Genomic DNA, 15,746 nt, shown 5'->3' on the forward strand with positions numbered 1-15,746 from the left:
GTTTATATGAATTATTATAGATCAATTTTTTTATTTGTCAATGATTAGTTTTATCATTAAATTAATCTTTATTCTATTTTTATTAATATTCTGTAAAGTTACACAAAATAAAATAGAGTTAGCTATATATTTTAAAATTTAATATATAAATAACTCTACTTTATTAACTACGCACTCTCTAAACATTCTATGAACACTTTCACTATATTTGGATCAAATTGCTTTCCCGAATTCTTTTTTAACTCTCTAATTGCTTCATCTTTAGATAAGGCATTCTTGTAAACTCTATTAGTAGTCATAACATCATAAGCATCCGCAACGCTCACTATTCTCGCTATAAGAGGTATCTTGTCCTCTTTAAGTTTCAGCGGATATCCATTTCCATCCCATCTTTCATGATGAGTTAATACACCTTTAGCTACACTTTCTAGATGATTTGCAGCTTTAATTATTCTATATCCCTTTTCTGTATGACTTTTTATAATCCCAAATTCTTCTTCTGTTAAATTATCTGATTTTAATAATATCGACTCATTTATTCCTATTTTTCCTATATCATGCAATTTTGCTACTAATATAAGCTCATCCATAACTGAAAGTGGCAATGATAGTCTTTCCCCTATTTTTATGGAATTTTCAACAACCCTCTCTGTATGTGCTTTAGTTTCTAAACTTTTTTCCTGTAATGTAGCCTGTAATGATGATATTACTGAGCTATTAAAACTATTTTTTTCTAATAATTTTTTTCTATACACCATATCTTCGGCTTCTTTTAAAGTATCATATATTGATTTATCTAAATCATAAGTAACTGAATATCCTAAAGCTATACTTATTTTTATTAAATCATGTTTATAATTATTGCAGCTATCTATTATATTCTTTATTAGAGTTTCACACTCATTTTCTTTTGCCTTTGGAATTATAATAGCAAATTCATCTCCACCAATTCTAAAAATTAGTTCATTCCCTTTACAAACATCTTTTAAAACTTTAGTTGTTAATTTTAATAGCTCATCGCCTTCTTCATGACCTAATGTATCATTAACTATTTTGAGGCCATTCGTATCTCCCATTATTATACCCATAGGTAAATTTTCTTCTTTAAATATTTTCTTTGCTTTTTCTTCAAAACATGTCCTGTTGTATACTTTAGTTAAAATATCCGTATAACTTAAATACTTTAATTTTTTTTCTATCTTTTTTCTATCAGTTATATCTAATAATAGCCCTATTATTCCACTTACTTCATTATTATCATTTAAAACTGGTGTCTTAATGATTTCCGTGTATAAATTTTCTCCATTCCCTAATTCTATTTTCTCTTCTTTTTTTACTGTTTTTTTAGTTTCAAAAACTTTTTTATCTTCTTGAATAAATTTATTCTTTGACTCACATATTGATTCATTTAATGAATTCTTATTTTCTATTATGCTTTCCTTATCTTTGCTAAGTAAATCATCAAATTTCTTATTAGTATAAAGATATCCTAATTCTCTGTCTTTATAAAAGATTCCAGCTTGAAGCGAATCTAAAATCATTTCAGTAATACTTTCTTCTTTAGATATTATCGGAATATCTATTCCCGCTATTCCTTCTAATTCTCCATTATCGTCTGTCAATGGAAATACTGTAGAATCTACTTTTATTCCTTCATTTGTGTATCTCTTCTCTTTTACAGTAGACATACTATTCAATGCTTTACTGCACATTTCATTACTTTTATCAGCTATTTCTTTTCTGTATAAATCTTCTTCACATAACCCTATAATATTTCCCTTTTTTATATTATTTATATCTATATATCTCTTATTTGTATATATGAAGCGTAAGTCTTTATCTTTTATCCATATAGGTTGTGGAACTGCATCAACCAAAAGCCTAAATATTTTTATATCCATAAATACCTCCTTCACACTAATTAATATATAATCCATATTATGATTATTAATGTAAATCGTCCCTTAAACAAATCATACCAAACATAATATTTCTCAATAATATCTAATTCTATATTATATAAATTATAACATTATACTATATCAATCAAAACTACTAGATATTACTTATTATAATATACTAAAAATACATAAAACAAATCTTTAATAATAAAGTTTTGTTTTATGTATTTTACATATTTAAATATACATATATTCATTATAATAATCTTTTTTTAATAAAGTTTCAATTTTATCCATGTATTTTTCACATTTTACAATAGTAAATTTATGAATAAACTTACTTTTAATCTCTAATCCCTCTTTTGAATTATCTTTTAACAATCTATATGTAGTCAATGCCAGCATTTTAGCTATAGCTATATATCATCGATTAATTCAATATTTTTTTCTTGAACTTTATCCATAATAAATTTCTCCTATAAATGCTTTAAATTATATCATCAGTTTTAACAGTGTCCAGTATTATCTCTTTTTTTATTTTTTAGATATTAATATATTATTCGGAAGCCACTTAAATAAATTAATAGTATTTATTTTATATATTATTACAATAATTCATATAATTCCTATTATATTTCTATAAATCATTGACAGTAAAAATAATACATGTATAATAGTAAATAACAAATAAATATTTATTACTCTTATTACGAGTGGTGGAGGGACTGGCCCTATGAAACCCAGCAACCTGATAAACTTTCATTTAGTTTATTGTGGTGCTAAATCCTGCAGGTTTACCTGATAGATAAGATTGTCATCGTTATTTATGTACGCATAAGTCACTTCTTATCTTGAAGTGACTTTTTTTAACGTATATGAAAATATAAAATTTTAATTTAATTATTAGGAGATGATATTTTATGAATATAGAAACACTTTCAGTTCAAGGCTCATCAGGTGGAGATGAAAAGACAGGAGCTATAAGCTTTCCTATTTATCAAACTGCTACATTCAAACATTTAGGACTTAATAAAAGTACAGGTTATGATTATTCTCGTGATACAAATCCAACTAGAGAAGAAGTAGAAAAAACTATAGCCAAATTAGAAAATGGTTTAGGTGCAATTGGATTCTCCTCTGGAGTTGCATCTATTGTCTGTTGCATACATCTTTTTAAATGCGGTGATCACATAATATTATCTGAAGATTTATATGGTGGAACTTTTCGATTATTTAATGAAACTTTTAAGGATTTTGGAATCTCCTGTACATTTGTAGATACTACTAATCCTTCTAATATAGAGAATGCATTAACTCAAAACACTAAAGCAATATTTATTGAAACACCATCAAATCCCACTATGAGAGTTACTGATATAAAAGCTGTAAGTAAAATCTCAAAAGATAATAATATATTATTGATTGTTGATAATACCTTTCTAACACCTTACTATCAAAAACCACTAACGCTAGGTGCTGATTTAGTTATACATAGCGGAACAAAATATCTAGGAGGTCATCATGATTTACTAGCCGGATTTATTGTTGGAAATGATGAACAATTACTTAATAAACTAAAAAGAACTCATATGTCAATTGGAGCAACTTTATCACCATTTGATTCTTGGCTACTTCTTAGGGGAATCAAAACACTTCATATAAGGCTAGATAGAGCTCAAGAAAATGCTATTAAATTAGCAGAATTTTTAGAATCTAATCCTAATGTCAGCAAGGTATTTTATGTTGGTTTAAAAGACTTTAATGGACATGATGCTAATTTGAAACAAGCCACTGGCTTTGGTTCTACATTATCATTTAGAGTTAAGGATAAATCCCTAATTCCAAAGATATTAGAGAATGTTAAGATAATTAAATTTGCAGAAAGTCTTGGAGGTGTAGAAACACTTATAACTTATCCATTTACTCAAACTCATGCGGATATTCCTGCAGATATAAGACAACGTCTAGGCGTAGATGAATATTTGCTACGATTATCTGTTGGTATTGAAAATATTTCTGATTTAGTAGAAGATTTACAACAAGCAATTAATTCATAGAAATAAAACAATTAACACTAAAAACTGTGTTTGATAATATTGAGCAAGAATTTTTTATAATGTAATAAACGTGCATTGACATCTTGACTTTGTCAATAGAACATTTTTGTGTTGAATCAAATAAAACACACTTTATTTTACTTACCAAAACTTACTATGTATAAAAGCTAATAAATATATAAAATAAACTATTAATAAATGAGGTGCTAAAATGAATTTTGGAACAAAATTAATACATTCAAGTGGAGATATAGACATTGCTACTGGTTCTGTAAGTACTCCAATATATCAAACATCAACATTTCACCAATTTGATATAAATAACTTTGGAAAATACGATTATTCTCGATCTGGAAATCCAACTCGTGATGTTCTTGAAAATTTAATTTCTGAACTTGAAGGCGGTGTAAGAGGCTTTGCATTTTCTTCAGGAATGGCAGCAATTTGTTCAGTTCTCTCACTTTTTTCTGCTGGAGATCACATTATAATTTGTGGTGATGTATATGGTGGTACATATAGAGCTGCTACTCAGTTATTTTCTAGATTTAATATCGAATTTACATTTGTAGATGCATCAAATATAGATGAAATTGCTAATGCATTTAAAGAAAATACTAAGGGCTTATATTTAGAAACACCGTCAAACCCCTTATTAAAAGTTACAGATTTAAGATTTGCCTCTAATATAGCTAAAACTCATAGATGTATTACAATAGTTGATAATACATTTATGTCTCCTTATCTACAAAGGCCTTTGGAACTTGGTGCAGATATAGTAGTTCATAGTGCAACAAAATTTCTAGGAGGGCATAGTGATGTTATCTCTGGGCTAGTTGTAACAAATAACGATGAACTTGCTAATCAAATATATAAAATACAAAATACTTTTGGTGCTGTCCTTGGACCACAAGACTGCTTCTTGCTAATAAGGGGAATTAAAACATTAAAAGTAAGAATGGATGCACTTCAAAATAACGCCTATAAATTAGCAAAATGGCTTAATGAACAAGATGAAGTCGAAAAAGTATATTATTTAGCTTTAGATTCTGCTGAAGGAAAAGAGCTTCATTTTTCTCAAGCATCTGGTGCTGGCGCCGTTTTGTCATTTAAATTTAAGTCTTTAGAAACAACCACTTATTTTTTAAATCATGTGAAAAATGTAGCTGTAGCTGTAAGTTTAGGAAGTGTTGAAACTATTGTTTCATATCCTGCAAAAATGAGCCATGCTTCAATTCCAGTTGAAAAAAGAAATGATTTAGGTATCACAGATACATTAATAAGAGTATCTGTCGGCCTTGAAGATATTGAAGATTTAATAGCTTCCTTCAAAGAAGCTATTGTTTAGAATATAAATATATTCTGTAGAATCAGAATTTAGTGGATAACAACCGAAATTCAATATATGATAGGCTCGATTGCAGGGAAATTTAAGCTAAAACTTCTAAAGACACAGGCTGTGCCCAAAACAATTTGCTCCAACAGCAAGTGTTGGACAAATTATTTTGGAACAGCCTATATCTAAGAAGTTAAAAGCTTAAATTTCTTAATGCAATACTACGCCTATCATATATTGAATTTCTTTGTTTTGCTCTAAAATCATAGATGTCTAACTTTTTTTAGTTATAATTTATGTTTTTAGGAATATTACAAGTCTAAAAATATAGTTTTCAATCACTTGTAATAATTTAGGAAGCTACTTATAAAACACCGGTATCCACCAATAAATAAGCAAAGATCCGAATTGCAGCATAGCTGCTCTTCTTATAAGTGCACATTTGTAAGAATTTAAATTCATATATTTATAAAAATATATCTGGATACTCAGAGTTTATATGGAACAAAGAAATAAAGCATTTATGTTGGCGGTGTCTTGCATTGAAAAATGAAGCTTTAAAATTTTTCATCAATGATTGTTCCAAAATTGTTTGTCTAAAAACTTGCTTTTTGGAGCAAACATTTTTGGGCACAATCATTGATGGTTAAATTTTTAGCTTCATTTTTGTAGCAAGCGAGCCAACATAAATGCTTTATTTCGGTTGTTATCCACTAAACTTTGATTCTACGTCCTTTATTTATATTTTCAACAATATATTTAAATATTAAAAAATATAAAGTTTATTAATATAAATGCAACATAAAAAATTATATAACCTATTGACCATTTATTAAAAAAACAATATCCTAACCTTTTTTTGAATGAAAATATCTTATTATTTTCCCTCACCATTAATTTAAAATCATTCTTATATTTATTAATAAAAATTATTAATCCTATAACACCACCCATAATAATTATAGTTGAAATTATTGAAGATAATATTTGATTGTATCCTGAAATACAACTTATCACTGTAGCTATTGTATTATTGAACATATGGATTATAATTGCCGGAACTATGGAATCTGTTTTCACAGTAACAAATGCTAATAATATTCCTAGTAATAATGGTGTCATAAATTGAACTAAATTTAAGTGAAACATAGCAAATATTATTGATGTAAAAATAACAGCTGTAAATTCTCCATGTTTTTTCATAGACTTTAGGACTATTCCCCTAAATATTATCTCTTCTAAAAGTGGTCCTAAAATACATATGTACAAAATGTATATTACTTGCATTGACATACTAGATGGGAACGTGAAATCTGGTGCTGGTATTGTTAAACCAATAATTTGTATTATTGTTGAATAAATCAAATAGATCCCTGTGCTTACTAACAGTACTCCCCCAACAGATATCATTCCTAATGGTATTATACTTTTTGAGTATTTTACTTTTTTAAATATATCTCTTTTTATACTTAAGTTAGCTGATTTTAATCCTATTATTATAACTAATATATCTACTAATATACATGGCACTATTCCTAAAACTATATTCAAAAATTCTTTATCTAAAATAAGTGAAGAATTCTTACTTATCATTGAATAAATAACTAATATAATTTGCGATAATATCACCAGAAGCTGAGGTAGTAATCCTAAGATAATCATAAGCCTAGTACACTTGCCTGCTGATTCCTTAATATGATCCTTTAAAATTTCGCTTTTTGTTGCAAGTTGTTCTTGAAAATCATCTATCATTAAATAAATCCCATCCCTTCTTTAGAAGCAATCTTATAATTTATATCTTTATATTATATCACATAGTCCCGATATATTCCTACTAACTCAATTATAGACAAACTTTAATTATATATAATCAAACTTTAAGAGACAGGAATTTATCACAACAAAATTCCTGTCTCTATATCTTACAATTTCTATACTATTTTTATTCAGCAATTACTTTTCTAAGTTTGTTTTTTCTCTTCTTAATTATTAAATAAATTACTCCACCTACGCTAAAGTTCATTATTGTAGAAAGGACTGCTGTAATAATTGCTATTTTCCATACATTTACTTGATTATTTGAGTTATTATTGTTTAAAGATGATAATTTTTCAGATAAATTAGTTACTCCCTCTACAATATCCTCATCTTTTTCTATAGTTCCTTCTTCAACTAATAGTAATGTATCTTCTAATAATTTAATTCCAAAACTAATAGTCATTCTCATAGGTTTTATATATATATATGCTTTTATCTCATCATTAATATCATTTATAGGAAATCTTAAAGATATTAATTCATTTTCAGTATCATTTAATATAACTGAATGAGATACTTCTTGACCATTAACTTCAAATTTAAAGTTTTCCATAGAATTAGATCCACTAAATGTAACTGTTGCGTATAACTTCCCATCAATTTCTTCAACTATACTAGTTTCATTTAAGTATTTTCTTGCCATTGTACGACCCATAGCACTGTCACTCACTACTTCATTGTTTACAGTATATCTCTTAAAGTATTCCTTAGCCTCTAATTCTGATTCATCAACCAAAATATCCTCATAATTTTCATTTTCTGCATTATTTGTACCAGTTTTAAATCCTAAAGTTGACCCTAATATGCTTGATGAATTTCCATTTGATGCATCTCCACTTAATGTACCTGCAACACTTCCACCACTTATTTGTGACTCACTTTCTTCTGTATTAACTAATTCTAATGTTGATTCTAAGAATTTAATACCAAAAGAAGTATCTGTCCCCATTGCCGTAATATATGTCTTTACTGTAAGTTCAGTTGATAAAGCTGGTACTTTAAATCTTATTTCCATAGTATTATTACTTTTATCTTGATTTACAACATCATAATTTATCTGACTTCCATTTATAAAAATTCTTACATTTTGCATTATATTAGTCTGACTTAATCCTAATGTTATATAGTGATCCACATCATTTTCTACTTCATAGTAGGATACTTTATTTATTGCTGCTCTTGCTGCATTATACCCAATTGAACTTTCTGTTAATATTTCATTATTTACTTTATATGTTACTCTTTTATATAAGGAATTATTTCCAGAATTTAAGTTTCCTTGTTGTGCATTATTATTAGATATATTACTATCAACTGCTATATTTTCTGAATCAGATACCGTATTGTCATCTTCGTCATCAGTATCCTCATCATCTTCATCATCATAATCATCTGCATCATCATCTTCTTCTAAAGTACTCTCTCTTAACTGTACTCTAAATTTAACATCATCATGTACACCTAGACTTGCTATTCCAGTATCTATACTTGTAGTCACTAATATTTCATCATCTAATGATCCTATTTTAAATTTTATATAAAGTTTATTTGTAGTTTTATGTACTGTATCATAACTTACTTTTTTACCTTCAACCTTTACAGATATGTTAGACATCATCTTACGTTCTGTAAATTTTAAAGTAAGATATATTTTGCCATTCTTTACAGTAACAACACTTTCCTTATCTACATAATCTCTTGCGTGAGATTCAGAATTCGAATTTTCCTTTAAAACTTTATTTTTTATTGTGTAAGTTCCGTCTTCTAATTCATCACCTTCATCATCATCCTCATCTTCATCTTCTTCATCTTGAGTACCGTTACTATTTCCAGAATCACTTCCTGAATCAATTGTTCCTTCATTTGGAGGAGTAACAGAATTTCCTTGTTCATCTTTTAATGTACTTGTATCCAAAGTAACATTAAAATCTGTATTATTAACATAATTCATTTCAGTCACTGTAATTGTACATGCAATTAATATCTTGCTACTTAATTTATTTATATTAAAAGATACAGTCCCACTTTTGTCATTATTTTTAACAACATCGGCTTCTACTTGTTTACCATCAACAGTTACTGCTAGATTACTTAGAACTGACATATCTTTAATCTTTAAAGTAAATTTATATTTACCATTTTCAACCTTTAAATTTCCTTGCTTTTCAATATAGCCACTTGCATAAGATTGTTCAGTAGTTCCTGTCTTTAATATTTTATTTTCTATCGTATATGATCCATCACTTAAAACTTCTACCTTTGAGTTATTATCAGTACTATCCTCTGTGTCATCGCTTGCATCATCATCCTCACTATACTCTTTTTCAAATATTTTAAAATCAATATTATGATTCATAATATGTCCCATTGCATTTACCGTTACACCCATAACAATTTCATCATATAAAGAATTTATATCAAGTATAATAGTTTTTGTTGAATTAAACCCTTCCCCTTCAGATTCTACTTCATATTCTACTTCATTACCATTTACTGTTACAGTATTAAATGTCATATATGATCCCATACTGAAAGTAATAGCTAAGTTCATTTTCTGATTTTCAACTTCAAGTACACTTTCCTTTATATATTTAGATCCATTTGAAGTCATAAAATCTTCTAATACATATGTACCATCTTTTATTATATTATTTATAACAAAGTCAATATTATGTGTACTGTTATAAAGTCCAGCTTTAACAGCTACTCCTATACTTATATCATCTGAAATAGAAGTGATCTTAAATTCCATTTCAAACCTATCTTTACCTGAATTTTTTATTTTTGCAACTTCATTTCCATTTACAGTGGCAATAGTTTCAGATATCATTGATCCTCCTGTAAATGTGATTACAGCTTTCATTTCTCCATCTTCTACTTCTAATACACTTTTTTCTATAAATTCCTTAGCTTTAGACTCTTCTTTTTTACCTTCTTTAAATATATCTGCATCTAAGCGATAAGTTGTGTGTTGCTCTATAAGTCCATTTATAATAAAATCACCAGAATATTTATTTGTAAAGAAAGCTGATTTAACATATGCTTTAATATTAATTGAATCTGTTACTGATTTTATTTCAAATTCTATTGTAAATTTGTTATCATCAAGTTCGTTTCTTTTCACTGTAACAGAATTATTATTTACTCTCACACCTAGATCAGCTATCTTTGCTGAGTTATTCAATGTAAGAACTACTTTTAAAGTTCCATCGTCACCAACTTGTAGCTTACTTTTTTCTAAATAATTATTTATTTTAGAATATTTCTTTTCATTTTCATTAAATAAACTATAATCCAAAGTATACTCTGATTCTATGCTGAAATATTCTTCTTGCTCTTCATCTATTACTGAGATTTCTTCTTGATTTTCTTCTCCTAAATTAAAGTCTCCTCCTATTATAAAATCTTCTGGCGAGACTTCTTCCCCTTCTGATTCTTCTGTATTTTTACTTTCGTCTTCTTCTATATTAACATGTGAATCTGTTGTTACCTGTGTATCTGATATTAATATATTGTTTATTTCTTCTGCACTAGCCGCTTTTATATTTGGTACTAATCCTACTATTATTAATAACGCCAATAATAATGATAAAAGTCTTTTATTCATTTTTCCCCCTAAATTATATAAAAAATTTTTTAAGTATTTATATTATTTTTTTAAATTACATATTCTCTTACAATGAGATTTAATCATTTTAATGTTCAATAATGCGTGTGCAATTATGAGAATAAACATCAATAGTGCCGCTTTTCTATGAATTATAGCCCAAACAGCTCTGTTAACTGTTGATATATTAGTAAATATAGTTACTGATACTAGTATTCCGCTAACAAAAACAATGAAGACTAGTACAGCTAATATGGCATTAATTATATACATTCTTCTAATTTTATTATTAAGGTTTTTATCAAATATTTTTAAAGTTATATTTTTTACCCATGAAAAATTTAATGCTAAATGTACTATTACAAGTAACGTTACAAAAATGCCTAATACTTCATGCATATGCATACCTGTTATTTTAATCTTAGTTAAGCAAACAAATATTATAGTCATAATTATGTCTACTAATATTTTAAAATATATTTTTTTACTGTGTGCATGCTTCATATTTACTTGTTCCTTTCTCTATAAACATTAATTAGGTTCTTTATCAGCAGTTTTCACTTTAAATACAAGATAATAAAATTTTAAAATCATAACAGCTATTATTATTATTTTTACTATCCATTTATCAACAAAAATCAGTGGAAATAACATCATAAAATATGCAAATAATAGTATTGTCCATTTTTGTTTTAAAGTCATTGACCTAGTCTTTACATAACTCTCTAGATACTTTTTATAAATATTTGTTCCCTTAAACCATTTATCAAATTTATCTGAACCTTTTGCAAAGCAAAAAGATGCTAACAATAAGAAAGGTGTTGTTGGAAATACAGGAAGTATTACTCCCAGCCACCCAAGTCCTAATGCTAGGAAACCTGCTGCTATATATATTTTTTTTGATAGTTTATTCATTTTCTTTCCCCACTTTACTTAAACTTTATAATAAATCAATATAAACAATGCCTTATTAATTCAATTGGATTATAAATAAGAAGTCTTGGTCCTGAGAATTTCATAACCTTTTTGACTTTTTCCTTCATGTCTTTTTTATAACAGTGGATTGGACATTTGCCACAAGTTGTTTTGTCATCTCCAAACTTACAATGAGATAATCTTAAATGAGCATAATTAAGTAACTCTGCACATTCTTCACAAAGTTCATGTTTACATTTATGATTTTTTTTGCAGTAAATTTCTATCATTAACTTAATCACTTTTTTTTCATTTTCAACTCTGCCTAGCTTTCCCATCTATTTATCCTTTCTCGTTTGCTTTCGATAATCATTATCAATAAATATTTTTTAAATATGGAGGATCATAAATTAACCCTCCATATTACTCTCTTTTAAAGATTTATTATTTTTCTATCCTCAATTTTAAATACTTTATCACAAACTGCTGTTGTTGATTTTCTGTGAGATATCAATAGGATCGTTTTTTCCATGCAATTTTCTTTAATTGATTTTAATATCTCTGCTTCATTTAATGTATCTAAATTACTTGTAGGTTCATCTAAAATAAGAACATTACCTTCATTTACAAATGCTCTTGCAAGACCAATTCTCTGCTTTTCACCTGATGAAAGAAGTCCACCAAGCTCTCCTACTTTTGTATTATATCCTTGAGGAAGTGTCTCAATAAAATTATGTATTGAAGCTTTTTTAGCTGCTTTAATTACTTCTTCATTTGTTGCATTTCTATTACCTATTTTAATATTCTCCATTATAGTATCATCAAAAAGGTAAGTTTCCTGGCTTACTAAAGTCTGACTTTCTCTTAATGATTTAGTCGGAATATCTTTTATATTTTTATTATCTATTTTTATACTACCTTCATTAACATCCCAAAATCTCATAAGAAGTTTTACAAATGTACTCTTACCTATTCCACTTTTACCTATAAGTGCAACCTTATCACCCTTTTTTATATCTAATGAAACGTTACTTAGCACATCTTCTATTCTTCCTGGATAAGCAAATGTAACGTTACTATATTCTATAGAATTACTTTCTACAGTTTCTTCTCCACTAATTTCTTCAACATAAGGTTTTTCATCTAATAGATCAAATAATCTTTCTGCACATGCAAATGTGTGAAGCAGATTATTTGATAAATTGCTTAATGCAACTACAGGTCCAAATGATGATGCTATAATAACTATTCCTATTATCATTTCACTAAAGCTTATACTTCCACTTATATATTCTCCAAATCCTACTGCTACAAATGTTAATATTGCTATCATAACCGTTAAGTCTGTTAACGCTCTTATTATTCCTTCATGATCTTTTATTTTGTGCATGCTTTTATTTAAATTAATAGAATTTTCATTTATCTTATCTAGTGTCTTTTTACCATTATTAAATAATAATATTTCCTTTAATCCTCTTAAAGAATCAAGTAAGTATGAATTACTTTCTGCAAAATCTTTTCTATACTCTACACCTGCTTCTTTTGCTATCATAGATGAGACATATGGAATTACAAATCCAACTATTAAGAAAAATACCGCACCTAAAATACCAAACAAAGGATTAATTAGATATAATACAATTGTTATTATTAAGTTTGTTAATATAGCAATTGCTATAGGTGCTATTGTGTGAGCATAAAATACTTCTAACAACTCTATATCTGAAGTTATTAGAGAAATTAAATTGCCTTTTTCCTTGCTTTCTAATTTAGCAGGTGCTAATTTTCTTAGCTTAGTAAAAACTTTATCTCTAAGTATTGCTAATATTTTAAATGCAATATAATGCCCTGATAATTGTTCAGCATATCTTAATAGACCTCTTAATACTGCGCATACAAGCATAACAATAATAGAACTCTTAAATGATATAAATGTAATATCTCCAAGTGTAGTTCCTATTGCAACTGATCCCAAAACTGCAATTGCAATAGCTGCAAGATATCCTAAGACACCCATTGTTATAGTGATTGCCATGATTGGTGCTAAGGAATCTAACTCAACAATTAATCTTCTCATTATAGAAAATCCAGACCTTCTTTTCACTTCCTAGCACCCCTTTCTTATATTTTCTAATTCATTTTGTTTATTAATCATATTTAAATATTCGCCTTTAAGGCTAAGTAGTTCTTCATGATTTCCATGTTCAACTAAATACCCATTTTTCATTACATAAATGCTATCTGCTTTTGTAACATTAGCTAATCTGTGAGAAATAACTAGTATAGTCTTGTTAACTGCTAATTCATAAATAGCTTTCCATATTGCTTCTTCACTTTCAACATCTATGTTGGATGTAGCTTCGTCGAATATAATCATTTCTCTATCTGCAAGTATTGCTCTTGCTAATGATAATCTCTGCTTCTGACCTCCAGATAGTGAATTTCCACCTTCACCAACATTTGTATTAACACCATCTTTTAATGAATTTATAAATTCATCTAATCTAGATTTCTTTAATGCATCATCAATTTCTTCATCTTTTGCATTTCTATTCCCCATTAATAAGTTATCTAATATAGTTCCATTAAATATGTAGCTGTTGGTTGAAACCAATGAAATCTTTTTATATAAATCATCACTGCTTATATTTTCTATGTTGATATCATTAACCTTAATTTTCCCACTTGTAGCACTGTATGAGTTTAATATAAGCGAAGCTATTGTACTCTTACCACTTCCGCTTTCCCCTACTATTGCTACTAACTGACCTTTATTAACTTCAAGATTAATATTATTCAGTACTCTTCTTTTACCATCATAACTGAAAGTTACATCTTCAAATTCAATACTTACATCATCTAATTCATTTGTGATTTCTTTTGTATTCTTTTCTTTTTCTTCACTATCTAATAATTCAAATATTCTATCAGATGCTGTCATACCGTTCATTGCAATATGAAAATACGATCCAAGCAATCTAAGAGGTATAAAGAATTCTGAAGAAAGGAGTATTATAATTAATAAATCACCAGCTAAAAGCTGACCATTTCTAAATTGGTTAAGGGCTACAATTGTTCCAAGTGCAGCTCCCCCAAAAGCAATAAAATCCATTATATTTATAGAATTAAGCTGCATACTTAAAACCTTCATTGTAATTCTTCTAAATCTTTCCGCTTCACTATTCATTTGTTCATGTTTTTCTTCATCTAAATTGAAAACTTTTAATGTAGTTAATCCCTGAAGATTTTCTAAGAATCTTCCTCCAAGATTTGAATAGTTCTTCCAGTATGCTTTTAATATCCTTTTGGCAATCTTCATTATTGCAATTATTGATAATGGTATTAAAGGTACACAAACTATAAATACTAAAGCTGCCTTTAATGAAATGAATGAAATAAAAATAAATAATGTTATTGGTGCAAGCATTGAATAGAAAAATTGAGGAAGGTACTTTCCAAAATAAATCTCTAACTGCTCTACACCTTCTATGCTCATTTGAACTACTGCTGCTGTACTTTCAACATTGCTATAGCCTGGTCCTAATCTTAATAATTTCTTATAAATTAATTCTCTAAGTGTTACCCTTGCATTTGCAGAAGCCAAGTGTGAGAACTTTCCATATAAAATGTTGCTGCTATATCTAATTATAAGTAATATTGCTATACAAATTACTCCATTAAACAATGATATATTATCTGTTATTTTGAAATCTTTCATAGCCTTAATCATGGTTAAATCATTTGCAAATTTTTCTCCTAAATAAAGACTATTTATGAATCCACCAATCAAAATAACAATTAATATGTTACATATAATTGAAATCATATTCGCTATAACTGTTAGAATCATATACTTTTTAGAATCTTTGCATATTCCAATCAGCCTTTTATTAATCATCATGATTGTATTTCTCCTTCATTTGTTGATAATCATTTTCAATTAATCCTGTGTTATATTATCACATAAGTTTAAAATCTGTAAATAAAATATTAATTCTTTCTATCTTTTTATTAAAATAATATTTTTTATGCCAATATAATCACTAATTGCAATTATATATTCCATTTATTTATATAATTATTATGGAAGTATTTTTCTTTATTTCAATTTTAAG

At 27.4% G+C, this 15,746-nt stretch carries 11 protein-coding genes and 1 riboswitch; of the genes, 2 read left to right on the top strand and 9 right to left on the bottom strand.

Features of this window, described 5'->3' with window-relative positions; all coding sequences use genetic code 11:
• Positions 1–167 precede the first annotated feature (167 nt).
• Positions 168–1,901: a sensor domain-containing diguanylate cyclase/phosphohydrolase gene (locus tag BN2920_RS20370; protein ID WP_058296790.1), complete on the bottom strand. Its 1,734-nt coding sequence runs from the start codon at positions 1,899–1,901 to the stop codon at positions 168–170.
• 237 nt (positions 1,902–2,138) lie between these two features.
• Positions 2,139–2,306 (bottom strand): hypothetical protein, encoded by a 168-nt coding sequence (locus BN2920_RS21905; protein ID WP_172437923.1) that lies wholly within the window; start codon positions 2,304–2,306, stop codon positions 2,139–2,141.
• A 296-nt stretch (positions 2,307–2,602) separates the two neighbouring features.
• Positions 2,603–2,713: riboswitch (SAM riboswitch) on the top strand.
• A 108-nt stretch (positions 2,714–2,821) separates the two neighbouring features.
• On the opposite strand from BN2920_RS21905, the gene BN2920_RS20375 reads away from it, so the two are divergent.
• Together BN2920_RS20375 and BN2920_RS20380 are read left to right on the top strand one after the other, a co-directional pair.
• Entirely contained in the window at positions 2,822–3,958 is a 1,137-nt protein-coding gene (locus BN2920_RS20375) for a trans-sulfuration enzyme family protein (RefSeq protein ID WP_058296791.1), read from the top strand.
• Positions 3,959–4,169: 211 nt separating this feature from the next.
• Positions 4,170–5,303, top strand: coding sequence for a trans-sulfuration enzyme family protein (locus BN2920_RS20380; RefSeq protein ID WP_058296792.1), 1,134 nt, complete (start codon positions 4,170–4,172; stop codon positions 5,301–5,303).
• Positions 5,304–6,050: 747 nt separating this feature from the next.
• Here the strand turns inward: BN2920_RS20380 and BN2920_RS20385 are convergent.
• The 7 genes from BN2920_RS20385 to BN2920_RS20415 all read right to left on the bottom strand — a co-directional run bounded on the left by BN2920_RS20385 (position 6,051) and on the right by BN2920_RS20415 (position 15,532).
• Positions 6,051–7,043: a CPBP family intramembrane glutamic endopeptidase gene (locus BN2920_RS20385; RefSeq protein WP_058296793.1), complete on the bottom strand. Its 993-nt coding sequence runs from the start codon at positions 7,041–7,043 to the stop codon at positions 6,051–6,053.
• 190 nt (positions 7,044–7,233) lie between these two features.
• A complete protein-coding gene (locus BN2920_RS20390; protein ID WP_058296794.1) occupies positions 7,234–10,716 on the bottom strand; it encodes an NEAT domain-containing protein in 3,483 nt (1,160 codons plus the stop codon).
• A gap of 42 nt (positions 10,717–10,758) precedes the next feature.
• Positions 10,759–11,166, bottom strand: coding sequence for a DUF4405 domain-containing protein (locus tag BN2920_RS20395; protein ID WP_230132183.1), 408 nt, complete (start codon positions 11,164–11,166; stop codon positions 10,759–10,761).
• A gap of 81 nt (positions 11,167–11,247) precedes the next feature.
• A complete protein-coding gene (locus BN2920_RS20400; protein ID WP_058296796.1) occupies positions 11,248–11,631 on the bottom strand; it encodes a YbaN family protein in 384 nt (127 codons plus the stop codon).
• 35 nt (positions 11,632–11,666) lie between these two features.
• Positions 11,667–11,969: a nitrous oxide-stimulated promoter family protein gene (locus BN2920_RS20405; RefSeq protein WP_058296797.1), complete on the bottom strand. Its 303-nt coding sequence runs from the start codon at positions 11,967–11,969 to the stop codon at positions 11,667–11,669.
• Positions 11,970–12,064: 95 nt separating this feature from the next.
• Complete coding sequence (cydC, locus tag BN2920_RS20410; protein ID WP_058296798.1) at positions 12,065–13,735, bottom strand: thiol reductant ABC exporter subunit CydC; 1,671 nt, start codon at positions 13,733–13,735, stop codon at positions 12,065–12,067.
• Positions 13,736–13,738: 3 nt separating this feature from the next.
• Complete coding sequence (locus tag BN2920_RS20415) at positions 13,739–15,532, bottom strand: ABC transporter ATP-binding protein/permease (RefSeq protein WP_058296799.1); 1,794 nt, start codon at positions 15,530–15,532, stop codon at positions 13,739–13,741.
• Positions 15,533–15,746: the final 214 nt, after the last annotated feature.

This window comes from Clostridium neonatale, assembly GCF_001458595.1.
GTDB lineage: Bacteria > Bacillota > Clostridia > Clostridiales > Clostridiaceae > Clostridium > Clostridium neonatale.